Raw genomic sequence first — 24,601 nt, 5'->3', positions numbered from 1 at the left:
CGCACACAGCCAAGAACTCCTAATGTCCTTACATGGACGCCCCCAGTTTGCCAAGCCGTCATTTGGTGATGAGCGCGAAGGTAGATTGCAACCGTACATTCGGACTTTTGCTGCAGCGACGCTGCGGTCCCTGATGGGTTTCGCTGGCCGGATCCCCGTCGGTTCTTCGTGACATTATCGGGCTTTGCCGGTCACGGTCTAACCTGTCTTGCCATCACTCGATGATTGCCTGAGCAATCTGTGATCTTCCTACTGATACTGTTTCACACCATTAAGAGAACCGGCTAGGCGGCTGAAGCCACAGGCGTGTAGCCAGCTCGGTAATCCCTATCGTGCCTCCACAGTGCCCACACAGTTCGCGCGATCTTGTTGGCCAGAGCCACAGCGGCTATGTTGGTATTGCGCCGACGCGCCACGTCGTGGACCCAACGTTGCTCCATACCTTTGCGTCGTGACGCGAAGATTGCTGAGCGCGCACAGTGGATCAGCAGTGTTCGCAGATACGAGTCTCCACGCTTACTAATTCCAAGCAGATTCTGCTTTCCGCCGCTGGAGTGTTGTCTGGGCACGAGGCCGAGCCACGCTGCCAACTGTCGGCCGCTCTCGAAGTGCTTCACGTCACCAATGGTTGCAACCAGCGCGGTGGCTGTCACGGGCCCGACACCGGGTATCTTCTCAAGCTTGCAGCACAGCTCACTCTGCCTGTGCCATGCCCTGATCTCGGCATCGATTTCTGATACCTGTTGGTGAAGCGCTTTGAGATGTGTCATCAAGCGTTGTATGAGCTGCCGGAATGTCCCCGGCAGCTCGTTTGAGCCATCCTCAATGATGTCGGGGACCTTTTCCGCAATGCAGGCGATTCCTTGAGGTAAGACGAATCCATACTCGCTAAGCAGGCCACGGATCTGATTGGCCCTGCGCCGTGCGAGCGCACACAAATCCCTGGCGAGCTCGATGCAAGGCCAACATCGCCTGCTGCTCGACATTCTTGATCGGCACAAAGCGCATGTTGGGACGTGGTCACGGCCTCGCAAATTGCCTCTGCGTCGGCGGCATCGTGTTTGTTGGTCTTGACATAAGGCTTGACGAACTGCGGTGCCATTAAGCGGACCGTGTGTCCCATGCCTTGTAGCTTCCTGGCCCAGTAGTGAGCGCTGCCGCACGCTTCCATGCCCACAAGGGCGGGAGCAAGGTTCGCGAAAAAAATGACCACCTGGTCGCGTTTGAGTTGCTTTCTGAAGACGATCTTGCCGTTCTCAGAAACACCATGAACCTGGAATACGCTCTTCGCCAGATCGATGCCGATAGTAGTAGCCTTCATGATGGACGCTCCCTTCCGTGAAGTGGTGATACGCAACTCCACTTTGGCACACCGATGCCGTTGGGGTGGGGGCGTCCATCCCATTGGTTCCGTTGTTAACGGATCTATGTTCGCGTTAGGATGATCGTATCAGCGGAGAACCCAATTGGTTTCATAGCCGATGGGGTATTCCCTTGTAACTTGTGTCGATAGTCTGGTTACCGTGACGTAGCCCTGTAAACCGAAGTTCTCGTCGCCTTTTGGGTCAGTCGTATCCGTTTCCTGGAGTTCGAAATCACCTGCTGCCAGACCATTACGCTGCAAGGCCGCAAGAAAGTCCACGATGCCGGCATCTTCGATAAGTCGGAATAAGATCCTGCATGCTATTGGGGCGGCGGGTGAAAGATGACCACCTGCCTGATTGGATACTCGCGTAGAAGCAGGCAGCTCCAGACCATGCGCATGTACCCGGCAGAACACCTTCTCCTGCCACACTGCCCCAGTTTTCCTTTGGCCGAGATCCCTTGTACGGGTGCTACCGGTAATGCCGTTCAGATGACTTCTTTCTTGCGGTGAAGCACGGCGTAGCTGGGATACGAATTCACCCTTCTGCGTCACTCTGTTGCAAAGCGGCGGAAGAACCATTGCTTCATGCCTTCCACCGCCAACAGATACAAGAGCAACATGGCAGCGAGGATGAGGAAGAAGAATGCCGGCGGCGCGACGAAACCGAGATGCACGCCGGCAGGGGTGAACGGCAGCAGCACGGCCACCGCCACCACTGCCAGTGAACAGGCGATGAGCCACGGATTCGGGTAGCTCCTGAAAGGATTCCTGCGGGTGCGGATGATGAAGATAACCAGCACCTGCGTGGCCATGGACTCAATGAACCAGCCGGTATGGAAGAGCCTCTCGCCGGCATGAAAGACCGTCAGCATGATGTAGAAGGTGAGGAAGTCGAAGATCGAGCTGACCGGGCCGATAATCAACATGAAATTGCGGATGAAGTTCATGTCCCAGTGGCGGGGGTGGCTCAAGTAATCATCATCTACCCGGTCCAGTGGAATGGGCAGTTCGGATACGTCGTAGAGGAGATTGTTGAGCAGGATCTGCACCGGCAGCATGGGGAGGAAGGGGAGAACAAGCGAGGCGCCGGCCATGCTGAACATGTTGCCGAAATTGGAGCTGGTTCCCATCATGATGTATTTCATGATATTGCCGAAGGTACGCCGTCCTTCCTGGACGCCGGCATGGAGGACTACCAGGTCGCGTTCCAGCAGGATCATGTCTGCCGCCGCTTTTGCCACGTCCACGGCACCATCCACGGAAATGCCCACATCGGCGGAATGGAGCGAAGGCGCGTCATTGATCCCGTCGCCGAGATACCCGACCACATGACCGCGCTGCTTCAGCGCCAGGATGACCCGGTTTTTCTGGGTAGGCGCCACGCGGCAGAAGAGGTTCACTTGCTCCACCCCCGCTGCGAGTGCCGGGTCATCCATTTGCTGGATCTGCGCACCGGTAAGCACACCCACTACCGGGAGCCCAAGTTGGGCGAAGACATGCTGCGTGACCAATTCATTATCGCCGGTGATGATCTTGACCGCGACCCTATCGGCGGCGAGCTCCGCCAGGGCCGCCTTGGCGCTCTCCTTGGGGGGATCGAGGAAGGCCGCGAAGCCAGCAAAGACCAGTTCCGCTTCATCGCCCACCACGGCATGGGGGTGGTCCATCCCCACCTGCCGTGAAGCGATGCCCAGCACCCGGAAGCCCTCTTTGCTGAGACCTTCAAATTGCCCGTTGATCCCTTTGAGCGCCGCCTCATTCAGGGGCCGCAGACCGGCCTCTCCATTCAATCCATAGCTGACCGACAGACGCAGGATGTCTTCGGGCGCTCCCTTGACCACGAGCAGTCGGGTCGTCCCGTTGTCGAGGAGTACCGACACCCGGCGGCGCTCGAAGTCGAACGGCACTTCATCGATCTTGCGCCAGCCGCTCACGTCGATTTCTGTGTGCTCCAAAATGGCGTTATCCAGGGGGCTTCTTAGTCCTGTTTCAAAAAAGCTGTTGAAGTAGGCCAGTTCCAGAACCCGCTGACTTTCCCGGCCAAGGGGGTCCAGGTGGCGCTCCAGGTGGATGCGGGCCTCGGTCAGCGTGCCGGTCTTGTCGGTACAGAATACGTCCATGCTGCCCAGATTGTGGATCGAGGCGAGCCTCTTAACGATGACCTTGCTGGCCGCCATGCGCAGTGCGCCTCGCGACAGCGTCACGGAGACCACCATGGGGAGGAGTTCAGGCGTCAGCCCGACGGCCAGGGCCACGGCAAAGAGGAACGATTCGAGCCATGGGCGGTGAAAGAACGCGTTGACGAGAAGGACGAACAGGACGAGGAGGATCGTCATGCGCATGATGAGGTTCCCAAAGCGGTGGGTACCCTGCTCGAAGGCGGTGGGCGGGGCCGTGACCAGCAGGGTGTCGGCAATCTCACCAAGCGCCGTATTCTGCCCGGTGCGGCACATCAGCACCCTGGCCGTGCCGCTGATCACCGATGTCCCCAACAGCACGGTATTGCTGGCCGAGAGGATCTCTGTCTCTCCCGGCAAATCACCGGGGGTCTTTTCCACCGGATATGGTTCGCCGGTAAGGAGGGCTTGGTTGACGAAGAAGTCTTTTGCCTCCAGTACCCTGCCGTCGCAGGGAATCAGGTCCCCGGCGGTAAGGAGCGCCACATCGCCGGGCACCAGCTCCGCAAGCAGTATCTCAAGGGGCTTGCCGTCTCGCAGCACCCGCCCCCGTACTGCCACCGACTGGCGCAGTCGGTCCGCCGCCTGACCAGCCCGGTATTCCTGAACGAAATCGAGGGACACGCTGATGATAACGATGGTACCGATAATGAAGAAGCTGACGGTGTCGCCGGTGAAAGCGGAAAGGGTGCTCGCAGCGAGGAGAATGATGACCAAGGGGTTGCGGAACTTGGTCAGAAATTGAAGGATCAGCGCTCTTTTTCGCTCCCCATGGATCAGGTTTGGGCCGAACTGTGCCAGGCGCGCAGCCGCCACAGCACTGCTCAGTCCGTCAGGATTTGTGGCCACCTGTTTCAATAGCGCCGCGACAGGGAACTGCCAGAATGCGGAATCCGTTTTGACGGCGGGTGTAGGCATGATGGATTCCTCCGGCGAACTCACGCATCGCGGTATCCAGTCTAGTGGGCGTGTCCATGTCAATGCTTGCCGACCCGGCATGTGCGCGTCTCGCCGCACTGCACTGCACCGTCGTGTTCCCGCATTAGAGATTGACGGCGCGTGCTCGCCATCCTATAAACATCCTAGGACCATCCTGTTGGATGGCATAAGGATGAAGAATGGAAACGCACCAAGCCCGGGATGCACTTACGGTAGGGACCCGTCCGAAGGGGGGCGAGACGGAGAAGATCACCATCAATCTCGGTCCGGTCGACCTCGGCCAGATCGATCTGCTGGTCGAAGAAGGCTTCTACTCGAATCGCACAGATCTGATCCGCACTGCAATCCGCAACCTGTTGGCGCTCCATGCCCAAACCGTCAGCGAAACGGTTACGCGCCGGGCGCTGGTACTCGGTCTGCAGCACTTCTCCAAGCAAGACTTGGAGTCGGCGCGAGCGGCAAATCAGCGTCTCAACATTCATGTACTGGGGCTCGCCAGCATTGCGTCTGATGTTACCCCTGATCTCGCGCTCGCCACGATTGCGTCGGTCGTGGTGCTGGGTGCATTCCACGCTTCACCTGCGGTCAAGGCAGCTTTAGCTGGACGAATCAGCTAGCCTGGCCGGCTGCTTAAACCGACATACGGACACGGATCATGAAGATGAACGAGGATTTCCTGTCGTCCATGCGAGAAGCGATGCAATTGTTGCGCACCTCCGGTCCGCTCGAAGCTACCGCAGCGATTCAACGAGCGCTGCGGGGCGACGGCAGGCCAAGCCGGGAAGTGCCCCAACCGCCCGCTGACGCGGGCGACGTGCTACCTCATCTCGACGGCGTGTTGCCCAGGAATCGATTCGCCCGCGCGAGAGCCACAGACGCGTTTTCCCACCCGCATGTCGCCCGCGAAGCCGGCGTCGCGGACTGCGGGCATTTCAGTGCGAGCACGTTTGCAAACGACGCGGGGCGGCGGGACTACAAACTCTACGTACCCAGTGGGTACAGGGGCGCGCCGTTGCCGCTGATCGTGATGCTGCACGGCTGCACGCAGGACGCGGACGATTTCTCGGCGGGCACCCGAATGAACGCGCTGGCCGAGCGCCACGACTGCCTCGTCGCGTATCCGATCCAGCCTCAGTCAGCGAATCCGTCCAAGTGCTGGAGTTGGTTCAAGCCGGGCGACCAGCAGCGGGAGCGAGGTGAGCCTTCGCTGATTGCAGGAATCACCCGCGACGTGATGTCCAGCCACAGCGTGGATCCGGCCCGCGTGTACGTCGCCGGTTTGTCGGCTGGCGGTGCGATGGCCGCAGTGATGATTCACACATACCCGGAACTGTATGCCGCGGCGGGAATTCACTCGGGTCTGCCGTATCGCTGCGCTCACGACTTGCCGTCGGCAGTTGCAGCGATGAAGGGGGGCAACCGGGCGCGACATAGGCGGGCCACCGACGGTAACGATGGGGCCGCCGTGCCGAAGCGGCCGTTGATCGTCTTTCACGGCGACGCCGATGCGACGGTTCACCCCTCCAATGGCAGCGAAATCGTGCGGGGATTCAGTGCGAGCGCGTCGTCTGCCACTGATACGCCGTTCAGCCAGGTAGGCGGGCGCACGTGCACGCGGCGGCGGCTGACGGCCACCAACGGTGTCGATGCGGAGTATTGGGTCATCCACGGTGCACCGCATGCATGGGCTGGTGGCAGCGTCCGCGGATCGTACACCGATACCGGCGGGCCCGATGCTAGCGCCGAGATGGTGCGGTTCTTTCTTGCGCATCCGCAGTGCCGTTGACAGGGACCGGGTAAAGGGGTGCTATCACGGTAGTGCAGACGAGCGCAATGCCGGCAATCGCCCGGTCGCAAGGCGCGCCACTGAATTGCTCGACAATGGCCCAGTGGCACTCAGCGCGCTGGCGGCCACGGTCCCTGTGGGCGTCAGCTAGGTTGTTTGCGAGGTAGAGGAGTCGGGTTCACCTAAAGCTCTCCAGCAAAGATGTGCGCTGCTGACCTGTTGGGGGCGTCCATTCTCATATCCAGCGCAAATGAGGCAGGAAGTCGCCACGTTCCTCTATGCCAACTCCGCCCTTGCCATATAGCAAGGACTTGACCTTTTCCTTGTCGGAAGATTTGAAGCCGACGATCATGAGAATCTCGCCTTGCGATAATAGGGCGGCATGCCGGGCTAACCGCGGTCGCGCTAGCCTGGTTCCGCCCAAGGCGCCCACGCACCAGCCGCAGAAGCCGCCGATCACAAAGCCAAGGGGCCATACGCGGTGAGACTACTCAGCGGGTCAGGATGGTCGCCGTAGTATCCGGCGAGCGCTATGCCTAGTACCGCGCAGATAGCATATCCCGCCATCGAAGCTTCATGTCGGAAGGTGGTGTGGGTGGTATCGGCAGCCGGAAAGCCCTCGATCGGCTTGAGGCCTTTGCCCAGGAACCGTGGGCCCGTCACGTAGGTTGGCGCGTTCAATAGGGGAAGCAAGCGGGTCCCGCCATTTCGGGCGGAAGCGGCATCTATGAAACGAAAATAGAGAAGGGTACGCATAACGGCACCTCGGTAATCCGAGCAAAGCTTCGCTCGGAGGGTTGGGACCCACGGTGCCGACGTTAATTGGTACAGCCGGACAGGAATGCCGCGATGGTAGCGCCGAAAATCCGTTTGTAGGCGCGATAGCACCGCAAGTGATGTTGATGAAACTAGCTAAAATCTGCAATCTGTTTGCTTTGCGGCTCGAATTGGCCGGGTTGCGCCGTCTTGCGAGCTTCATCTGGTTGTTCGCTCTGGCGTTTTCTCGGCGCTGTCGAGCGCTTCGTCGGGGCCAGAGGTACACGGGCGTACTTCATGAGTGCCTTGTCGTTGCTTATAGCCTGTTGTTATGTCACTTCTTAAGAATACGCTCATGCTGCTTCCACCCGGCACGGACGACGACAACCATGGCGACTCCACCGTGGATACGCTGGCCGCCGCAGAGCGCGCCGCCGCGTTCGTCGATCAGTCCATGGAGCCGATCAAGGCCTATGAGGAATGGAAGGCCGCCATGGAAACCGAGAGCATGAAGGGAAACAAACGTTGATGCGCAACCGACCACGGAGCCAGTAGCAGCGGCCAACGAGCGCCGGCTACCAGGTGGAGATGGCCTTTGCTGTGAACACCGGCATTTCAATCCCGGCCGCTGTGTCGGTCACAGCCTGGATTTCGACAAAGGGCCGCTCCGATTCCACCGTGCCGAATATCGCCGCGAACGGTATGTCCGCAGCATCCCGGCCGGTGCCAATACGAAGTAGCCCTGTCGGGATCGATACGCCAGAGGGATCGAGCAGGTACCAACGGTGGGACAAGTACACTTCTACCACCGCATGAAAATCCGGCGCGCCCATTGTCGGATCCGCCCCATAGTCCAGGCTGCTGGACATGCGCGCCGGAATGCTCAGAGCGCGGCAGATCCCAATCATCAGGGGCTCTTTTGAAAAATGAGTGGGTTATGCGGCATGCGGGTTGATCGAGGAGAAGTCGAGCTTTCCGGCGATCAGGAAGATCACGGTGCGCATGGTTTTGAAGCTCACATAACCGCGGGCCTTGCGCTTAGCGGCTTGGAACAGGCCGTTGAGCGCCTCCAGGAAGCCATTGGTCTGGCGCGTCTGGGTCCATGCAACGATGCCGTCGAAATGCTTGCGGATCATGCGCGCGACCTCCTTTATTGGCTCGACCTTGGATCGCATGACGTTCGTGCACCACTGCTCGAGCATTGCGGAAACAACGTTGATCTGCTTGCGCCCAAGGATGTGGCGCAACTGCTCGCGATACAGCCAGGCACGGGCGGTGCGTTTGGTCGTGACGTTGGCGATCAACGCGTCGAGATCGGCACGCTGTGCGGCTGGCAAGCCGTTCCGATCCTTGAGCAGCGTCCAGCGCAGGCCTTTGAGGCTTGGATCGGTCTTCTGTTCGATACGCCGGGTCTTGTCCACGGCTGCCGAAGCGTGCGCCACGACGTGGAACTTGTCGAAGGTGATGCGCGCGTTGGGCAAATGCTCGCTGACGCCCTTGATGAACGCCGGCGACATATCGATACTGACCACCCCGATCTGCTCAGGCGCAGCGTTGTGCTCGCGCAGATGTTCAGCGAACTTGCCAACCGTGGCAGCATCCTTGCCTTCGGTCACAAACACGACCTTACGCGCGTCGGCATCAGCGACAAGCGTCAGGTAATTGTGACCGCGCCTGTAGGACGTTTCGTCAACGGCGGCAGCGGTCATTGCGGCCCGATCGAATTCGGCCACCGCGAGGTCGACATAGCGCTCGCAGATAGCGTACACGCGATGCCACGACTCACCCACCGTTCTGGCTACAGCAGAAAACGGCATCTGCTGCGCAAGCGCCACCACCATGGCTTCAAACAGCAACGTGAAGCCAGAGAGCTTGCCAGCCCAGTCCGGCTCGACCAACGCCACGCGGCCGTCGGGAAGCTTCACGCGTGGCGTGCGGACTTCCAGATAGCAGTCGTGCTCGAAGAAGTTCAGGTGCCGATAGCGTTTGGTCACCGTGTCGTGAACCGGGTGCCCACCGGCGACCTCCGGGTGGGAAAAGCGGCTGCCGGCGACAAAGTCAATCTGGATCGTCAACGTCTTGGTTTGCGCGTTGAAGTCGACTTCCCGGACGAACCACGGATCGCTTACGCCAAGGGCTGCTTCAAACAGTTTGCTATGCATCGCTCGTATTGCTCTTTACCTGAAACACCCCACGATACCACCCACTTGAAATTCAAAAGAGGCTACATTTTCGAAGCCGATAACTCGCCCCATGATTGGGAGCGCGTTTAAGAAAGTCGACACCTGCAATTGCGGTGTAATTGGGTGCCGCAGGTTCCCGTCCCCATTGGTTGCGCAGGGATTCAATGAACAATCCCCGCTACATTCGTATCAATCCTGATACCTGGGGATGCGCGAAGGGCGTCACATGATCACACGGACCCGTTCGTCGACCCCCACCTGTGATCAGGAGACGCCTGGGGGCTCCGATTGATTGGGTCCGACAGCGCACCCGCCGCGAGTAGGCGTAAGCCCGCTGAAGTTGTTTCAGATGCGATACTGCACGTCAAAAAAGGGTTCTTCGCCGATTTCCGGGAAACCCAAGGTCGCTTATCGGCCCCTACGGCCATTCGAGCTCGGGGAGGCGAATGGCAGCTTCCAAGTGGAAGCGACATTCAAGTGACTCGGGTGTCTTTGAGCCCAACGACAGAAGTCGAGCGGGATGGGCGGTCAACTAGCTTTTTCAGCGGCCGGTGCTATCTTGAAAGTTCGCGGCTTCGGCCAGCGATTGATACGCTACGCGGTGTCCTTGCAGAGGAGGTGAGCAGATGAAACATGGGCCGCAGTAAGCCTCATGACCATACGAGACCCAGACGTTTGTCTTATTTGTCGGCAGAGTTGGTACAAGTGCTATGAAAGGAGAATGCGATGTTTGCGACGGTACGACGGTACGAGGGCGTGACCAATCCGAGTGAGGCTGGGCGGCTGGTGAATGAAGGTTTCTTACCCCTCATCTCTCAGATCCCGGGGTTCGTGGCGTACTACTGGGTGGATGCCGGGTCAGGCGTCATGATTTCCACGAGCGTTTTTCAGGACCAATCCGGCGCGGAAGAATCAAACAAAAGGGCTGCAGGCTTTGTACGGGAGAAATTGGCCCCCCTGCTCCCAAACCCACCACAGATCACTGCCGGTGAAGTTGTCGCGCAAGGTAGCTCACTCAACTAGGATCTGCTCACGCTATACCGGTTTGCAGAGCACGAAGAACTAAATACGGGAAACTTCGGGAACTAAGTCGAGGTAAATAGTGATGCGTAGCCGTTTCCCACTTTAGTTCCCAGTTCATCTGCACAGGTTTCCGAGTCCGCGACCCAAAGCGGAAGTTGCCGGCTCGTGTAAGCGGTCTTCGAGGAACTCCCAATGTAGATGAGCCCGTTGGTTGGTACCGGTCAATTTAATGTTCGCCCGAATGGCCGTTTTGGGAGCGTTGGAGCCGGCTGAATGGCAGGATGCCGGCACGTTCGAACGGCGGTTCATGGCCGAGAGCTGCCTGTGGTCCTTCGGGGTCCCGTGAGCCTGGATGGGGTAGGGCGGTGCCGGTCGTCGGGCGCCGGCCCCGGGCTGTCGTGATATTCCCCACCTTATTGCAATGGCGATATCAGCAAGCATGTACGGGCGAACCGCGACGCAGTTTTCTGAGGCTGAGGTTCGAACAGCTTCAGGCATCGTCGAGCCACACTTGAATCGCTGAGACTGATCTTGAACGGTTCCCACTGCGCAAGCTGATGCGACGCCAGTCTACCTTCGCCACCATGATGCTCTTGGTCTGACGGGCGACGAAATCCGTCGCGGAATTCGGGGTAGGGCGTCTGGGCTAGGCTAAACACGAAAACAGTGAAAACACAGAAATCGAGCAGTTATCGATTAGGTTGGTTATCGATATAGCAGCGTGTTGTGGGGGCGAATCGACTTGGAATTGACGTATTTTCCGACCCTCCCGCAGCAGGCATGACGATCGCATCTCTCTCGCTGTCGCCGTTGGTCTGGCAGTGGACGCCCCAGCCTCCGGCTTTTTTGGCGAGCCGATTCACCATGGAGCACGCAGTGGGCGCATTCGCATCGTTGCCGCTAGCGGGACGTGCTAGACCCACGCACGTGAGAGATCGCGGAACGCTTCGTCCTCCACGGTGGGCACAAAGACCCTCGACAGGTCGCCCGCGCGGAGCGCACGCACGAGCTTCACGGTGTCACGTCGATCAGTCTTGACGCGTTCACCCGGCATTTTGGGAATCAACGACGGTGCGCACACCATGCCCTCGAATCCCTTCCCTGCAAGCTGTCGGTAAAGACCATATCCGCATGGGCCCGCCTCGTAGACGACCCTGACCCGTCGCGCTTTGGACTGCAGGCGCTTCAAAGGCAGAATACGACGATCACCGGCTGGCTGTACATGGCCTTCGAACTGGGCGGGAAGGGATGGAAGCTGTCGCTAGGCGACGGCGTGCGTGGCCCGAGCCGACATACGCTGGCGGCTGGTGACAAGGATGGGGTCTTGCGAGTGATCGCCAAGGCCAAAGCACGCTGCGGCCTGGCGCCGCAAGCCCCGGTGCGCAGTTGCTATGAAGCCGGCCGCGATGGCTTTTGGCTGCACCGATGGCTCATCGAGCAAGGTATCCAAAACCTGGTGGTCGACTCGTCCAGTATTGAAGTCGACCGCCGCGCGCGACGCGCCAAGACCGATCGGCTCGACGGCGACAAGCTGCTCTCGATGTCGATGCGTTACCACGCCGGCGAGCGGCGCGTGTGGGCAGTCGCGCGGGTGCCAACACCAGAGCAGGAAGATGAGCGGCGTTTGCACCGAGAGCTCCGGCGACTCAGGCTCGAACGCACGGCTCACAGCAACCGGATTCGTTCGCTCTTGGTATTGCACAACCTGCGGGTCGCCCACATTGGGGACCGATCCTGGAAGCGCTCGTGGAACGGTTATGGCTCGCAACTCCGTCCCGGCGTGCGTGCCGAGATCGAGCGTGAAGTCACGCGACTGGCGCTGGTGGTAATGCAGATCAAGACGATCGAAACCCAGCAGCGCGAGGCGCTGCAAGCCGGCACGCAACCAGCCATCGCACTGCTCGCGCGGCTCAGCGGGATCGGCGCGGGCAGTGCTTGGCTCTTGATCAAGGAACTGTTTGGCTGGCGGCGCTTTCACAACCGGCGCGAAGTCGCAGGTTGCCTGGGACTGGCACCGACGCCCTACAGCAGTGGCGAAAGTCAGGTCGAGCAAGGCATCAGCAAGGCGGGCAACAAACGATCCCGCTGGCTGATGATCGAACTGGCCTGGAGCTGGCTACGCTACCAGCCAACGAGTCAGCTCACGCAATGGTTCAATGAGCGCTTCGCGCCAGGTAGCAGGCGCATGCGGCGCGTCGGCATTGTCGCACTTGCCCGCCGATTGGCAATTGCCCTGTGGCGCTCTCTCGAGTACGGCGAGATTCCCCCCGGGGCAAGCCTCAAACCAGTAGTGACGTGTTCAAACCAGTAGTGACGTGATGCCGATCTAAGCGTGGAGAGCGACGCGGTAACGATAGCAGGTCAGCGTGCCCGTAACAGAGCCGGGCTACCTCCGCGGGTAGCCGTTCTTCTAGATGGGCCGCGCAGGTAACAGGGGAAGTCCCAGCGCTTTGCGCATGTGGTATGTGGTGCCCGGCCCTGCGCCGGCACGGATAGAAGGTAGTCCGGGCCAATAGCCCGAAATTGAGTACCCCGACCTCGATTTCGCGCCGCGTCAGTCCGCGAACGAAGTAAATCGCTTGCAAGGAGAAAATATCGCGCCAGACATACCTATGCTGAAATCCAATACTGAAGGGGGTTCACACCCTCGCCCTCATAGAAGGCTGTGTTCACAATTGCACCAATGATCCAAAGGCACAGGCAAGCAACGCGAAGACGAGATAGCTGTCGGCCGGGCTGGGCCGAGGCCAAGGTGTTGATCAGAAGTAAGGCCGCGATCGTCAATGGAACGTTGGCCACAGCAATGCCGCTCCGCATTTCGGCCTTCCTTAGGGTAAAGACGACTCCGCGGAAAATGCCGGATGTGCGGCCGCCGGGAGGCGGCGTTCAGTCGTACATGTGATAGCCGCTTACGACCTTCAGGCGATAGCCCTCCTTGGTAAATTTATCGAACTCTTCTTGATATCCGTCAGCGAGCATTTGATGCCGCGCCAGCCACGGTGGGCCATCGACCTTCTCCCAGATCGCAGCGAAACGCGGCTCGTTGGTCGATCGCCAACCACTCACCGTGACGACGCGATAGCCTTGCTGCCCAAGCCGGTTGAACTCCTGTTGATACTGCGCGGAGGTCATTCCATGTCGTGCGACCCAAGGAACGGAGCTGCGCTTCTCCCATATCGCTGCGTAGCGGTCCTGGCCGTTCACGTTGTAGCCGCTGACCACGACTGGCCGATATCCATCCCTCGTAAGCCGGTCGAATTCCCTCTGGTAAGAGGCGGAATCCAGGTTATGCCGAGCGACCCACGGTGGCGCTGGAGCTTTTTCGAAGATGGCGTTGTAACGGTCCGCGTTTCCGACGGCGAACCCATCCACAAAGACGGGATGGTATCCAGACTGCGTTAGGCGATCGAATTCGCGCTGGTAGGCGTCGCCGGTAATACCATGAAAAGCAGCGAACTCGGGGCCGGCGCGCTTTTCAAAGATGGCTGCATAGGTAGGCTGACCCCCAACGCTATAGCCGCTGACATCGACCGGCCTATATCCTTGGCGAACCAGTTCATCAAACGTCTGCTGGTACTGCTGACTAGTGAGCCCGTGGCGAGCCTGCCAGGCAGGACCGGGCGACTTTTCCCAGATGGTGGCGTACTCCGTCAACTTGGGGTTGGATGTGAGCGCCTGTCGCGAGCTGCCGGCCGACGCTCGGCAGCAGAACTTCTTCTGCCCAGTGACACATGCGGCGCCGCTTGTTGATCCTGCCGGCGGCGCCGCGGCGACTTCACCGGGTCCGCATTCGCCATCGCAAAACGGGGCGGTGCCATCCCATCGACATTGACTGCCAGCCGACGCCTTACAGCAGAGGGCTTTGGAGCCGAAAACGCATGCTGCGCCGAAGTTGGTGTTCTGGGCTATGGGAAACGCTTGCTTCCAGTGCTCGGGCAAATCGGATACGCGTGCCATTTCCGTTTCGCCGCTGCCGCAAGAGCCGCTACACCATGGGGCCGTGCCATCCCACCGACAAGTTTGTGCAAGGCCGATGCCAGGAAGCAGCGAGAGTGACAGGGTCACGAGAATACGGTTCATGAGGCGCATATGAACCTCTCTGCGTCAAACTTATAGGACCGAAAGCCGGGAAATCGTGCCTTGCGCCCCGACGTCGCCACTGCGTGTACTCCACGCAAACTGAAATATATTCAAACCGATTCGCAAGGCAAGTAGGCGGGACTAACTTGAGATCTTCTTAGCTTTTATAACGAAGCGCCGTTGTTTCTCTTTTGGAACGAAAAGGTGCGAAAGTGACGAGGATCGTTGGCATCGGTAAGAAAGCTTGCGTGTTCGTTCGAGATATGCAGAATAGAGTCCTCGCCAGAAACCTAGCCGCAATGGAGTACGCGGCGTCGCTTCCACGTTTATCTCTCCCGGACAGTTGTAGGCGCCCGGGTAGATTTGACTCAGCACGCCCGGTCCTTGAGGAAGGTAAGCGGAGGACGAGGCCTAGCGCCGATCGTTGTGAATCATAAACTCGATGTGCGAACGTACTGGCCAGGCAAGCTCTGATCTCACCAGATCGATGACCTTAGTCTCGCCCGGATCGGTGTTGTTAGCAAGAGCGGGTTCGACACGGCACCGAAGGAGCGCGCGCAGGGAGAAGCAGGTGAGGGGGATGCGCCGGACGAGCCCGCCGGCGAAGTGACAGCCAACGCGCTGGCCGCGTGACGTAGCAGCATGGCCCCGGCGCGTTGCGCCGGGGCATCCGCTCAAACCGGGCGCGGCAGATCTGCCGCGCCCGGCCTCAACGTCCACAAAAAAAATCGCCACGTCGCCGCCTTCAGCCAGGCGAAAGACCATGCAACTCGCATCCCGCTTCGCTTCCCGCTCCCCGGTGCTGCGCTCGGAACTCCCCTTGTCGGATGACCAGATCCGGGCGGTGGCGCGTCCATCTTCGCGGAAGCCCCGCACGAAAATCGCTCGGAACGGTACAGCTACATCCCGACCGCAACGGTCTTGCAGGAACTGCGCGGTGAAGGGTTCCAGCCCTTCATGGTTTGCCAGACCCGTGTGCGACAAGAAAGCCGCCGCCACTACACCAAGCACAATGATCCGGCTGCGCCATTCCAGCCAGATCAACGGCAGCGAGGCCAACGAAATCATCCTCTTGAACTCGCACGACGGCATGAGCAGCTACCAGATGCTCGCCGGCATGTTCCGCTTCGTGTGCCAGAACGGCCTTGTCTGCGGCGACGCCATCGCGGACGTGCGCGTACCAACGGTTGACTCTCTGAGGATTCGAAGCCGGCAACCGCCGGCGGTTTTGCAGCGCTAACCTGCGTTCATGTCACCGAGTTTCTTGGCGGACGCCTGAAGGCCTTCCAAGATGCTGTCCGAGACATGAGCAGGGAAATTTGGTGGCAGTCGATTGGCCACGTTCGAAACGGCCGTTGGGACCTTGGCAATCAACTCCTCCATGATTGGTTCCGCAGTTGAGTCTGCATAGCACTTAGGTGCCATGGCATTGAAATGGCGGCGCCGAATATCCTTCAACAGATAGTGGCGGTTCTTGCCTGCAACTGCCATGGCGAGCTTAGCCTTGTGGTACGAGACGTGGTTGGGCCCATCCCCGATAATCGGCCAAGCGGACAGAATGTCATAGAGCGGTGTGAGGTTGTAACGTCCCCCTGACAACATATGGATGCTGAAGTTCTTGGCGTGGCCGTCTGTAGCAGCCAGCATCCAGAACAGGACTTGTGTTGCCAAGAATGTTTTCAGATCCCGCTCTGGAGCTTGTGACTGCCGGAGAACTGCCGCAATGTCGACCATTGCAGGTCCGCCTTCTGCTTCGTACTTCAGATGGGGAGGCACGCCGAGGACCTGGCAGAAATCCTCTTGCGGCAAACGCATTATCCATTTGCCGCTGTGATGAAGTTGTCGGTCGAATCGCGTGACGACGAGCACCTTCTGCTTGCCGAAGGTCAATATCTCACAGTCGGCCACCGGCAGTCCGAACTCCTTGAAGAGCTGCATGCAAAGCCATTCGTTCTCTACCGAGGTCGACAAGTCAGCTTTCCGGTTGCCAACCAAGCCGAGCGGTAGCTTCAAGATATGTGTAGTCGGCGTTGCCCCATGCGGAAGCAGCCATTTCCCTTCGTGACGGAGCAGGGCGGTCTTTTCTTGGGCGCCTGCAATGGAGATGCGGAAATCTTCATCTTCCATTATTGTTCCAGGCCCCGTTGTGGTAACTGTGTTCTCGAGGAGCGTCTCAATGTCGGTGTCAGATAGCGGGGTGCCTTCAATACTGTTGACGTTCTGGGGGGCTTCGTCTTCCTTGAGAAGCTGGACGGCGCCAACGCAGTCTCGTCCTATTGCTTCCAACAGGTCGAAGGGGTCGGTGGAAGCGGTCTGATATTTGGTAGCGAGCCGCCGGCGGATGTTGTCGTTATCCGGCAGAAGGTTGTCGAAGTAGTTGCGGACCCGCTCGCCCTTCAAAGGAGAGGTGTCGATGCCGAACGGCAGTGAAAGGGACAAGGGGCGTCCTGCGGCAGAAGCCATCCAGTCTTTGTCATACTGGAGCTCCATAGGGCTATGCGGCGGGATGCGCCAGGTGCCAACACGTTGGCCATTGGTCCAGACTGACAACGCCCGAGTGTGTGACTTTCTTCCCATTGATTACCACTCCGTTTCTTGCGATGGAGAGGCGTGGTTCTTCGACTGGAGAACGAGCTCTAAGTCATAAAGGCTGACCAAGGCCAGTAACTGTTCCGAAGAGATGGCTTTGGGCTCAATCTCCAAGGCAGACAGCCGGCTTTGGCTTAGTCCCAGCCTGGTGGCGGCTTGGCCCTGCGTGAGCCGTTTGGCTCGGCGAGCTGACCGCAATATTTCGCCTAGCTGAGATGGCGTTGAGAGCACTTGCTTCATTTTGGATACCTGCAATGCGCGTAAATCAATTTTAACTGCTTTGCTTGTAAAAGCAAATTACTTGCTATGCAGGTAGGCACGACTTACCACCATAACGAGTAAAGTTGAAATAACTGTAAAGCAAGTAAATGTGTGTAGCAGGTACTTCAAGCCCGCGGTCTTTGAAGTGTGCGCTGGAGTACATCTGGCAAAAAAAGCTTCCTACGGCTTTTCGAATGAACTGTCAGGGTCGCAAGCGTTGTGCCCCGCTGCAGGGGGCGGTGCCGTGGGGCTACGCCTCGGCTTGCTGCAACAGGTTGTGCGAAAGCCTTCTGTCCTCGACGCTAGCGATTCGTCGCCCACAACGTCATGAAGGGCGGTTCACGGATACGCCGCTCGGCCTCTATGGAGCATCCACGCCATGCCTCGAAGGAGTCGCCGCGGGCTACGGCAGGGGCGTTCTCGCTTGTCGTTGAGGGACGGGTCCTTGCCCGCGTCAGGGCGTAAGCCGATGCAGGCAGTCATGCGAGGATGCCGAGTCGGCCACGGCTCCTTTCGGAGAGGGTCGGCCCATGCGTCCTTTGGCTGTTGTGCATCCTGGCAGGGGCGCGGCTGCGCCTCGGTCTTTATGGCCGCAACCTTCCAGCCCAAACAATTTCCCCGCCGCTGCGCGGCTTCCTCGCGCAGCAAATTGTTCGCGCCTGCAGGTCCTCCACTGCGTCTCGGCCGCAAGCGGTGCAGCCAGCCCGGCCCCCGCGGATCGGATCACAACAAGGACGCGATGGGCGCGACCTTGGGTAACCCGAAAGGAGAATGCATCATGGCCAACATCGGCATCTTCACCGCTCAGAACGACGGCTTCATCGGCACGGTTCGCACCCTGACGCTCAACGTCAAGGTCCGGTTCATCCCCAACGACAAGGCGAGCGAGAACGCCCCCGACTTCCGCGTCCAGGCGGCCGGCGGCTATGACCTCGGCGCGGCGTGGAAGAAAGTCAGCCAGTCCGAGCGGCCCTACCTGTCCGTGACCCTCGATGATCCTTCGTTTCCGGCGACGATCTACGCCCGGCTGATCGAGGAAGATGATGGTACGCACAACCTGATCTGGTCGCGCAGCAAGCCGACGGCCTGACGGATGCCCCAAACGCCCCGCCCATTGCGGCGGGGCAGCAGTTGCTGCTAGCCGCAGCATCGCGCGCACGCCTACGGCGCGTCGCGCTCTTTCAAGATTGCCTCCAGCTTCTGGCGCATTGGCGCCAGAAGCTGCTCGCCCTTCCGGTTGATTGAGCTGCTTACGGCTTCTGTTGGAATCCGTATTTGCGGATCCCAACAGATCAGGGTGACCGCATCCGTGCCTTGGCCTGGCTACTGAAATTCCGCTTCCGTGCCTGTGGCTGCACGATTCCGAGGGTTTTTGGAACCGTGCTTGTGTACTGGGAGCGCACCAGATTCGTCGGGTCACACGGCAGGCGCGGCTCAAAGTATTCCTGGCCGCCGCTGAAGAACTGGTAATAGACGTCCTGCGCCCACCGCTCGCACACCGACTCATCGCTCTCGTTGTACGCATGCTTGAGGTACAGCAGTACGACCATCAGGCGGATCGGCAAACGCCGGCGTCCGGCCGCACTGATCTCCGCGAAACGCACTGAGGCGCCTGTCTGTCTCGCATCAACCTGCGAATATCCTCAATGGCTGCGTGTGCCACTACCGACGACCGCTGCCTCGCTTGCGCCGGCTGGGCTACGGCAGGGGCCTGTCCGCCCGACACTTTGTCCAACTCGATAAGCCAGGCGCGCGCCCGGTCATGCGCCAAAGAGCTTCGGCGGCCGTTAGCGTCGGTGATCACGATGGACGCTGAATCGACTTCATAGGTCGATCCGTCGGGTGCTGAAACCCGTTCGTCTCGGTACATCTCCACGAGTTCGGCAACCTGCTGCCGCTCTTGCATGGCCCGAGCCTCGGCAGCGCGCTCACCGTCATCACGGAGCTTCCGCGTCCGGACTACATGTCCATAGTCAACAGGCTTTTCGAGGAGCGACTTGAGGTACGCGAACAGTTCTCGCCCCCGGAGCGGCCTGAGCGCATTGCCGGATGCCGAGACGACGTCCGACAGTCGGTGGCCAGCCTCCCTCGCGAGTCGCATCAGAAGGAAGAGGGCGGACGTCTTAAGTTCTTGATTGCGCACTAGAGGCGCCAGATCAATGGGGACTGCCCGATCGTCAATTTGTACAAAGACTCCCTGCCCGGGATGTTTCTTCGTAGAAGACTGCATGGTCTTGTTTACGCCACTCACCGATGCGAGACAAGCAGAGGTCCGCGATTCATCGGAACGTGCCGGAACGTGGACAGTGGATTGAAGCTGCGGACTGGCGATCCCAATGCATCGGAGCAACTTTGCGGAGAACCCGATCCGCCCAACGACCTCGAGATGCGCCCTGGTGCGCCGCTGCCGTTCACGCGCAATAAGCCCGGCATTTTCAAGCGCACCAAGCGCTCGATAGACAGTGGCCTCACTGATCCCGAGGTGTTGCGCAATCGTTGCCTTCTTGATGAAGGCGAGCGCAGAGGGATCCTTCTGGTTCAAAGCGAAGCGGACGAGCGTGGCCAGTACCTGACGATTCGTGATGTGCAAAGTCCGAAGTCCATCGGACTCGTAGACCAGCGCGATTGCCCTAAGAATCCGCTCAGGCAGCCGGCCGGCATCGAGCCTGGCTGCCTTGGGTTGCCGGCCGTCGGTAGCGACAGGGTTAGGAGCATGCGACGTACCGCCGCACATTGTTGATCTTCGGGCAATAGGAAGCCCGTCGAAGCCACATTTCATCTTCGATCAGCGCAAACTTGGAAAGGAAGCATTGACAGCGAAGGCGCGAGCTTCGTACACTCGATCTGTCTTGTAGGTCGAGTCAAAGGGGTTTCGAAGCTTGTGACCTCTTTTGCCTATGCAGATGAAAAACCTGGAGCTGCAACTCCAGGTTTTTTTTCGCCTATGGAGACGCCTACAGGCTCATCCATTCCTCCTTGGAAATCCGCGTGGCCACGTCGCACTGATGCCGCGGCGGACAGGTAGAGGATTGTCGATTAGCGGATGCACGGTCATTGGCAGCTTTCTCTCTCGGGATTTCTGCGCGCAAGTCGGACGTCATCCCTTCTTGCACGTGTTCCCGTTTGCAGGCAGCGACCACCGGGTCACAGTGCCATCTCTCTTGGCGCATCATGTGGCGATTGCCACATCAATACCTGCCTCCAACACAAATCGAGAGGTCGGATTCTTCTTCGCCATCGATAGACGCAGATCCTCCCGCGCTCTGGTCACCGCCACATAGAACAGCCGCCGCTCTTCCGATTCGGTGCTTTTTTCATCGGGCACAACGGTCTCCTCAGCACGAATGATCCATACCCGATCCCACTCAAGCCCCTTGGAGCTGTGCATGGTTGTAAGGATCAGCGCATCCGGCGCCGGCTCATTGTTATCGCGGCGCAGGAACTCCAGCCGTTCGGAGAATGGACCGTTGAGTCGGGATAGCACGTCATAGGCCGTGGTAATGGCACGACGGGCAGGATCCGCGGCGGTATGCTGCATCATCCACTCACGCGCGCCCTCGAGCACCAGGGAGTAGAACTGCCTGTCGCAGAGGGATCGCCACTCCGCAAGCCGCTTCATGAGTTCCCGATAGCGATCGCTGGACGCTTCCGAGAGGCCCAGTTCCAGAAGCTCCTTTCTCTGGCGTTGTTCTGTATTCGCACGGCCCTTGCTGTGCAGGAGCCGGAGTTCTTGAGTTCCAATCCCGACAAAGGACAGCAGCGCATCAACACCGGTACTTTTCGTCTTCTGGACCAGCTCCAGAAGATTGCACATCAGGGCAGCCTCCGGCCGGCTCAGGATCGACTTGCCGGACGCCCGATAATATTTGACGCCATGCGAACGGCATACGGCCTCGACCGGGTCAAGGATGCGGTTCGTTCGCGCCAGGATTGCCGCCGACTGGCCATTCCTTAGCGCCACCGCCAGGTGCTCCATGGCGGCCACTGCCTCGGCATACTCGTCAGGGAAGCGCTGGAACCGAACCTGCCCACCGGGGCCCTTGTGCGCAATCAGCTCCTTCGGAATCCTGTCACGGTTGTTCCGGATGATCCTGTCGGCCGCGCCAAGGATCTCTGCGTGGCAGCGGTAGTTGTTGCCGAGCACCACCGGCTGCGCATCGAACTGGCGAATGAACGACTCCATTCCGCGGAAGCCCAATGCCGAGCGGAAGCCATAGATGCTCTGGTCGTCGTCGCCAACGACGGTCACGATCGAGCCGGCCCGAGCATGCAACGCAATCCACTGGTACTGCAGGGGGTCGGTGTCCTGAAACTCGTCGACCAGTAGGTACGTGAACGGATAGGGCTCGATGGTGCCGCTCTGCATGCCTTCCACCGCGAGTCGCAGCATGTCCTGGAAATCAATCTTGCCATTTCGTTCCAGTGAATCCTGGTAACCGCGGTAAAGGAGTTCTTCCGCGCTGCCGCTTTGTACCTGGCCGAAGTTGGTCTTGATCGCTTCGATTGCTGCAATGGCGTCCTCCACCTTCCAGTCCATCCCGACGTCGGAGAGGACCTGGATGAGCAGGCCGGTACGATCGCCCTCGGTTGCGATGTCTGGCGCACCACCGCCGCGCCGTCCAAGCTGCTTATAGGCGAGAGAGTGGAATGTACCGGCAAGCAGCCGCTTCTTCGTCGCCGGTCCGGCAAGCGCCAGGATGCGCTCTCGAAGCTCGAGCGCTGCGTCTTTGCTGAACGTCACGGCGCCCACGGTAGCTTTGGGGTCCGCCAGAAGCATCGCAGCCTTGGTGGCAATGGTCTTAGTCTTACCTGCACCGGGACAGGCCACGGCGACGCAATGTCGCCGAAGCTCCACGACCTCTCGTTGCGCGGGATTCAGCTCAGCCAGCATGCGTGTCCAGCTCTGAAGGTTGAACGATGATTTCGATGTGGTCTTCGGCGCCTCGCCAGTGCATGCCATCGTCGTCACGGATGACCAGGTCGCCGGTGCGCTCGTTATGTGCGATCACACGGCCTTCACCGTACGAGTCCAGGTCGGTCTGAAACTCGACCCAAGCGCCTCTTATGTTCATATCCCGTCAATCGGTTGATGTTGCAGGGGAGTGGCCGGCCAGAAGCTGACCGGCCAACCAGTTCAGACGGCTCGAACGGTGGTCATGAGCTTCAGGTGAGTCATATAGCTGCGCAGGCCGAGCGGGTGGAACTTGCGCAGGAAGCTCGCGACCTCGTCGTTGATATCGCTCTGATCGCGGATGCCATTCCAGACCATGAAGTCGAACTGATCCATGGTGCGATCGAACTTGGCCAGGACGCCCAGCACGCGCATGGAGAAGCGCGAGTAGGCCTCGACCGTCAGGTTCAGAGAGGGGAGTGTGACTGTCGGCTCAAACACGATGTCGTTCCTGGCCCGCATCTCCGATTCGCGCTGGTCACGGTATGCTTCCGCCACGCGCAGCTGCTCATCGACGTAGTCCTCCATGCGGGTCAGTTCGCGCTCGAAGTAGGTTTCGACGGTGGATAGCTCGCCCTTGCCGAAGGTGGCACCGCCGAAGCGCTGCAGGTTGATGCTCATGCGGTTCATGAACGGCCACCATTGCTCGAACAGCGGGCGCAGGCGGGTGTGGTTGAGCTTGATGGCGACTGGCACGACTGCGGCGCCTGCCAGTTGGCGGGTGAGAATCTGCGCGCCGATCTCGCGACGGCGGCGGATGATCGCGGCGCGATCCTCTGGCTTCAGCTCGCGGAAGCGCTTGCGGGTGTTGGCGACCTCCGCCTTCTTTTCTTCCGCCTCGTCGGCCGAGATCAGGCCTTCCTTGCGCAGCGACTCGGCCGCCGTTTCCATGTCAGCCAGTTCACGCTCGATCGAGCCGTCGTCGGCGCCATCGGTGACGCCAGGGTTGGTGCCCGGCGCAGCGTCGGCCGGTCCCTCGATTGCGGTGTTCGGAGCCAGGGCATCCATGGTGGCCGCGAGCGGTGCATCGTCCTGGGTAACAACGGCGGTGTCGGTATTGGTGGTCATGCGGTTTTCTCCTGAATGGACCCCCATAGGTGGGCGATCCGCGTTGAATACTGTGGGTAGTGGTGAATGCGAGGACGGCTACCGATTCACATGGAACGAGGCAGCCAGACGCCAGGCCAGCACGCCCACGCAAGCGGTGGCGACCGTCCAGACGGAGGCGGGCAGCGAGAATGGCAATAGCAGAGCCGACGCGCTCACGCCGAGCGTAATGAGCAGGCCGTGCGCTGCGAGGTGAAAGCCAACGGGACTTGCGACCCCTGCGGCGGCCGCGCGGATGCGCCGCTGCACGGCGCCGTCGTTGAGCATGGCAACAGCAAAGAAGAGCGCACCCCATGCCCAGTTGCCGGCGACCGTGGCGCGGTAGATGCTGCGGTACATCTCCATCCAGAGATGCCGCATCCAGCTTGCGGCAACCCCGGCCGCGCCGCCGTCGCTGATCAAGCTTTGGTTGGCTGAGCCAGAATAGGAGCGGCGGATTGCACCCGAGTCAACGAACCAGGCGCCGAAGCGCGCATTGGCACGGCTGGAAATGTCTTCGGCCCGATCCTCCCCGAACAGGGACTCGACAGAGGCCTGTTCGGCGCCGTCGACTTCGAAATGCCCGTCGTCACGCAGCATGGGCGCGAGCGTCGCCAACAGGACAGGCGTGACAATCAGCCACATACGCAGGTGCGATACGAAACGACTGTTGCTCATGTCAGCGCACCAGGGCGTGCAGGGCCAGGATCGGAATCGCGACGAAGGCGAGCAGCCCGCCCCAGAATTGGGCGGGACGGGTCTGCTCGAGCTTCACCATCGCCATGGCGAACGCGTGTCGGCCTTGGGCGAACTGGCCCGGTACCGAAGCCTCCGCATCGTTCGCGCGCACCCATGCCCGCATGGCAGCGACCTCCGCGGGGGCGAGGCCGGAAAGGTTAGCAATGAGCGAGTTGGCCACAGACATCGTATTCCTCGAAATAGCGGCGGAAGGCCGGTCCCTTGAGGACGCGGGCGGCGAGTTGGAAGGCCGCGCTACGCGGCGTGATGGGCTCGGGGCAGGGCTCGTCAACCATGCGGCACACATACCCCGTCGCCTGCCGGCCTTCGAACAGCGGGATCGGTTCCAGAAAGGGTGCCCAGACGGTGTACTTCTCGCCCTTGAAGGCGGCATAGCGCTTGGCGTACAGCTCGTGCGCCCGGCCAAAGAGGCCCCGCATGAAGGCGACGTTGCCATAGCCGTCCTTGCGTTCGGCCTTGTAGCCAGCGAGGGCGTCCATCAGCATCTCCTTTACCAGTGGGTCGTCGCGCACGATGAAGTTCAGGCCGATAAAGTCCACGAGGCGGGTGCAGACGTCATCCAGCTCCGGGAAGCAGATGAAGACGGGCGACAGTTTGGCCGAGAGCTTGTGCTCTTTGACGATCTGGCGAAACAGACTGGTCATG

General features: G+C 59.9%; 20 protein-coding genes and 5 pseudogenes. 7 read left to right on the top strand and 18 right to left on the bottom strand.

Translation table 11 applies throughout. The features are described 5' to 3' along the window. Positions 1–284 precede the first annotated feature (284 nt). From AC1Q7H_RS09840 to mgtA, 3 genes and pseudogenes are all read right to left on the bottom strand, one after another. Positions 285–1,321, bottom strand: a pseudogene (locus tag AC1Q7H_RS09840) (IS110 family RNA-guided transposase). Positions 1,322–1,450: 129 nt separating this feature from the next. Beyond that, positions 1,451–1,675, bottom strand: a complete 225-nt coding sequence (locus AC1Q7H_RS09835) for a transcriptional regulator (protein WP_420872264.1) — start codon at positions 1,673–1,675, stop codon at positions 1,451–1,453. A 239-nt stretch (positions 1,676–1,914) separates the two neighbouring features. Beyond that, on the bottom strand, positions 1,915–4,461 hold the full coding sequence (gene mgtA, locus AC1Q7H_RS09830) for a magnesium-translocating P-type ATPase (RefSeq protein ID WP_492381196.1): 2,547 nt from the start codon (positions 4,459–4,461) through the stop codon (positions 1,915–1,917). Between the two features lie 200 nt (positions 4,462–4,661). Here mgtA and AC1Q7H_RS09825 point away from each other — a divergent pair, with 200 nt between their 5' ends. The 3 genes and pseudogenes from AC1Q7H_RS09825 to AC1Q7H_RS09815 all read left to right on the top strand — a co-directional run. Continuing rightward, positions 4,662–5,099 carry a CopG family transcriptional regulator gene (locus tag AC1Q7H_RS09825; RefSeq protein WP_492381195.1) on the top strand — a complete coding sequence of 146 codons (438 nt, stop codon included), beginning with the start codon at positions 4,662–4,664 and terminating at the stop codon, positions 5,097–5,099. Between the two features lie 38 nt (positions 5,100–5,137). Beyond that, entirely contained in the window at positions 5,138–6,268 is a 1,131-nt protein-coding gene (locus AC1Q7H_RS09820) for an extracellular catalytic domain type 1 short-chain-length polyhydroxyalkanoate depolymerase (protein WP_492381194.1), read from the top strand. A 1,111-nt stretch (positions 6,269–7,379) separates the two neighbouring features. Beyond that, positions 7,380–7,553, top strand: a pseudogene (locus AC1Q7H_RS09815) (hypothetical protein); the annotation flags it as partial. Between the two features lie 46 nt (positions 7,554–7,599). Here the strand turns inward: AC1Q7H_RS09815 and AC1Q7H_RS09810 are convergent. Together AC1Q7H_RS09810 and AC1Q7H_RS09805 are read right to left on the bottom strand one after the other, a co-directional pair. Next, positions 7,600–7,932 (bottom strand): transglutaminase domain-containing protein, encoded by a 333-nt coding sequence (locus AC1Q7H_RS09810; protein ID WP_492381193.1) that lies wholly within the window; start codon positions 7,930–7,932, stop codon positions 7,600–7,602. A gap of 27 nt (positions 7,933–7,959) precedes the next feature. Continuing rightward, positions 7,960–9,186, bottom strand: coding sequence for an ISL3 family transposase (locus AC1Q7H_RS09805; RefSeq protein ID WP_492381192.1), 1,227 nt, complete (start codon positions 9,184–9,186; stop codon positions 7,960–7,962). Positions 9,187–9,933: 747 nt separating this feature from the next. Here AC1Q7H_RS09805 and AC1Q7H_RS09800 point away from each other — a divergent pair. Then, entirely contained in the window at positions 9,934–10,230 is a 297-nt protein-coding gene (locus AC1Q7H_RS09800) for a hypothetical protein (protein WP_492381191.1), read from the top strand. 919 nt (positions 10,231–11,149) lie between these two features. On the opposite strand, the pseudogene AC1Q7H_RS09795 reads toward AC1Q7H_RS09800, so the two are convergent. After that, positions 11,150–11,416: pseudogene (locus AC1Q7H_RS09795) on the bottom strand (IS110 family transposase); the annotation flags it as partial. A 36-nt stretch (positions 11,417–11,452) separates the two neighbouring features. On the opposite strand from AC1Q7H_RS09795, the gene AC1Q7H_RS09790 reads away from it, so the two are divergent. Then, on the top strand, positions 11,453–12,541 hold the full coding sequence (locus AC1Q7H_RS09790) for an IS110 family RNA-guided transposase (protein ID WP_492381190.1): 1,089 nt from the start codon (positions 11,453–11,455) through the stop codon (positions 12,539–12,541). A 575-nt stretch (positions 12,542–13,116) separates the two neighbouring features. On the opposite strand, the gene AC1Q7H_RS09785 is transcribed toward AC1Q7H_RS09790, so the two are convergent. Together AC1Q7H_RS09785 and AC1Q7H_RS09780 are read right to left on the bottom strand one after the other, a co-directional pair. Continuing rightward, entirely contained in the window at positions 13,117–14,310 is a 1,194-nt protein-coding gene (locus AC1Q7H_RS09785; protein ID WP_492381189.1) for a hypothetical protein, read from the bottom strand. A gap of 411 nt (positions 14,311–14,721) precedes the next feature. Next, the gene (locus tag AC1Q7H_RS09780) at positions 14,722–15,075 is read right to left on the bottom strand and encodes a hypothetical protein (RefSeq protein ID WP_492381188.1); all 354 of its coding nucleotides are present in this window, start codon (positions 15,073–15,075) and stop codon (positions 14,722–14,724) included. Here AC1Q7H_RS09780 and AC1Q7H_RS09775 point away from each other — a divergent pair. After that, positions 15,074–15,493, top strand: a pseudogene (locus AC1Q7H_RS09775) (DUF932 domain-containing protein); the annotation flags it as partial. The gene AC1Q7H_RS09780 and the pseudogene AC1Q7H_RS09775 overlap by 2 nt on opposite strands. 53 nt (positions 15,494–15,546) lie before the next feature. On the opposite strand, the gene AC1Q7H_RS09770 reads toward AC1Q7H_RS09775, so the two are convergent. Next, on the bottom strand, positions 15,547–16,887 hold the full coding sequence (locus AC1Q7H_RS09770) for a type II toxin-antitoxin system HipA family toxin (protein WP_492381187.1): 1,341 nt from the start codon (positions 16,885–16,887) through the stop codon (positions 15,547–15,549). Positions 16,888–16,890: 3 nt separating this feature from the next. Continuing rightward, positions 16,891–17,139, bottom strand: coding sequence for a helix-turn-helix domain-containing protein (locus AC1Q7H_RS09765; protein WP_153956765.1), 249 nt, complete (start codon positions 17,137–17,139; stop codon positions 16,891–16,893). A 799-nt stretch (positions 17,140–17,938) separates the two neighbouring features. On the opposite strand from AC1Q7H_RS09765, the gene AC1Q7H_RS09760 reads away from it, so the two are divergent. After that, positions 17,939–18,250 (top strand): DUF736 domain-containing protein, encoded by a 312-nt coding sequence (locus tag AC1Q7H_RS09760; protein WP_035815586.1) that lies wholly within the window; start codon positions 17,939–17,941, stop codon positions 18,248–18,250. Between the two features lie 307 nt (positions 18,251–18,557). On the opposite strand, the pseudogene AC1Q7H_RS09755 reads toward AC1Q7H_RS09760, so the two are convergent. From AC1Q7H_RS09755 to AC1Q7H_RS09720, 8 genes and pseudogenes are all read right to left on the bottom strand, one after another. Next, positions 18,558–18,758: pseudogene (locus AC1Q7H_RS09755) on the bottom strand (transposase); the annotation flags it as partial. Continuing rightward, positions 18,710–19,894, bottom strand: a complete 1,185-nt coding sequence (locus AC1Q7H_RS09750; protein ID WP_492381186.1) for a helix-turn-helix domain-containing protein — start codon at positions 19,892–19,894, stop codon at positions 18,710–18,712. The gene AC1Q7H_RS09750 and the pseudogene AC1Q7H_RS09755, both read right to left, overlap by 49 nt. A 435-nt stretch (positions 19,895–20,329) precedes the next feature. Continuing rightward, on the bottom strand, positions 20,330–22,051 hold the full coding sequence (locus AC1Q7H_RS09745; protein WP_492381185.1) for an ATP-dependent helicase: 1,722 nt from the start codon (positions 22,049–22,051) through the stop codon (positions 20,330–20,332). Then, positions 22,041–22,232: a hypothetical protein gene (locus AC1Q7H_RS09740; protein WP_211982665.1), complete on the bottom strand. Its 192-nt coding sequence runs from the start codon at positions 22,230–22,232 to the stop codon at positions 22,041–22,043. Before AC1Q7H_RS09740 ends, AC1Q7H_RS09745 begins: the two co-directional genes overlap by 11 nt. Before the next feature lie 62 nt (positions 22,233–22,294). Next, complete coding sequence (locus tag AC1Q7H_RS09735; RefSeq protein ID WP_492381184.1) at positions 22,295–23,179, bottom strand: ATPase; 885 nt, start codon at positions 23,177–23,179, stop codon at positions 22,295–22,297. A gap of 78 nt (positions 23,180–23,257) precedes the next feature. Further along, positions 23,258–23,875: an IncC plasmid conjugative DNA transfer DtrJ family protein gene (locus AC1Q7H_RS09730; protein ID WP_211982669.1), complete on the bottom strand. Its 618-nt coding sequence runs from the start codon at positions 23,873–23,875 to the stop codon at positions 23,258–23,260. Position 23,876: 1 nt separating this feature from the next. Continuing rightward, positions 23,877–24,122, bottom strand: coding sequence for a hypothetical protein (locus AC1Q7H_RS09725; RefSeq protein ID WP_249221384.1), 246 nt, complete (start codon positions 24,120–24,122; stop codon positions 23,877–23,879). Then, entirely contained in the window at positions 24,094–24,600 is a 507-nt protein-coding gene (locus AC1Q7H_RS09720; RefSeq protein WP_492381183.1) for a hypothetical protein, read from the bottom strand. Before AC1Q7H_RS09720 ends, AC1Q7H_RS09725 begins: the two co-directional genes overlap by 29 nt. Between the last annotated feature and the right edge of the window lies 1 nt (position 24,601).

The sequence above is a fragment of the Cupriavidus sp. GW823-FHT06D04 genome (assembly GCF_058795055.1).
The sequence above is the reverse complement of the archived record's forward strand: the minus strand, read 5'-3'. Positions and strand labels throughout refer to the sequence as shown.

Coding starts and splice junctions, on each gene's coding strand:
- mgtA (WP_492381196.1), bottom strand. CDS start 4,461: ATGCCTACACCCGCCGTCAAAACGGATTCCGCATTCTGGCAGTTCCCT.
- AC1Q7H_RS09825 (WP_492381195.1), top strand. CDS start 4,662: ATGGAAACGCACCAAGCCCGGGATGCACTTACGGTAGGGACCCGTCCG.
- AC1Q7H_RS09820 (WP_492381194.1), top strand. CDS start 5,138: ATGAAGATGAACGAGGATTTCCTGTCGTCCATGCGAGAAGCGATGCAA.
- AC1Q7H_RS09810 (WP_492381193.1), bottom strand. CDS start 7,932: ATGATTGGGATCTGCCGCGCTCTGAGCATTCCGGCGCGCATGTCCAGC.
- AC1Q7H_RS09805 (WP_492381192.1), bottom strand. CDS start 9,186: ATGCATAGCAAACTGTTTGAAGCAGCCCTTGGCGTAAGCGATCCGTGG.
- AC1Q7H_RS09800 (WP_492381191.1), top strand. CDS start 9,934: ATGTTTGCGACGGTACGACGGTACGAGGGCGTGACCAATCCGAGTGAG.
- AC1Q7H_RS09790 (WP_492381190.1), top strand. CDS start 11,453: ATGGCCTTCGAACTGGGCGGGAAGGGATGGAAGCTGTCGCTAGGCGAC.
- AC1Q7H_RS09785 (WP_492381189.1), bottom strand. CDS start 14,310: ATGAACCGTATTCTCGTGACCCTGTCACTCTCGCTGCTTCCTGGCATC.
- AC1Q7H_RS09780 (WP_492381188.1), bottom strand. CDS start 15,075: ATGGTCTTTCGCCTGGCTGAAGGCGGCGACGTGGCGATTTTTTTTGTG.
- AC1Q7H_RS09770 (WP_492381187.1), bottom strand. CDS start 16,887: ATGGGAAGAAAGTCACACACTCGGGCGTTGTCAGTCTGGACCAATGGC.
- AC1Q7H_RS09765 (WP_153956765.1), bottom strand. CDS start 17,139: ATGAAGCAAGTGCTCTCAACGCCATCTCAGCTAGGCGAAATATTGCGG.
- AC1Q7H_RS09760 (WP_035815586.1), top strand. CDS start 17,939: ATGGCCAACATCGGCATCTTCACCGCTCAGAACGACGGCTTCATCGGC.
- AC1Q7H_RS09750 (WP_492381186.1), bottom strand. CDS start 19,894: ATGTGCGGCGGTACGTCGCATGCTCCTAACCCTGTCGCTACCGACGGC.
- AC1Q7H_RS09745 (WP_492381185.1), bottom strand. CDS start 22,051: ATGCTGGCTGAGCTGAATCCCGCGCAACGAGAGGTCGTGGAGCTTCGG.
- AC1Q7H_RS09740 (WP_211982665.1), bottom strand. CDS start 22,232: ATGAACATAAGAGGCGCTTGGGTCGAGTTTCAGACCGACCTGGACTCG.
- AC1Q7H_RS09735 (WP_492381184.1), bottom strand. CDS start 23,179: ATGACCACCAATACCGACACCGCCGTTGTTACCCAGGACGATGCACCG.
- AC1Q7H_RS09730 (WP_211982669.1), bottom strand. CDS start 23,875: ATGAGCAACAGTCGTTTCGTATCGCACCTGCGTATGTGGCTGATTGTC.
- AC1Q7H_RS09725 (WP_249221384.1), bottom strand. CDS start 24,122: ATGTCTGTGGCCAACTCGCTCATTGCTAACCTTTCCGGCCTCGCCCCC.
- AC1Q7H_RS09720 (WP_492381183.1), bottom strand. CDS start 24,600: ATGACCAGTCTGTTTCGCCAGATCGTCAAAGAGCACAAGCTCTCGGCC.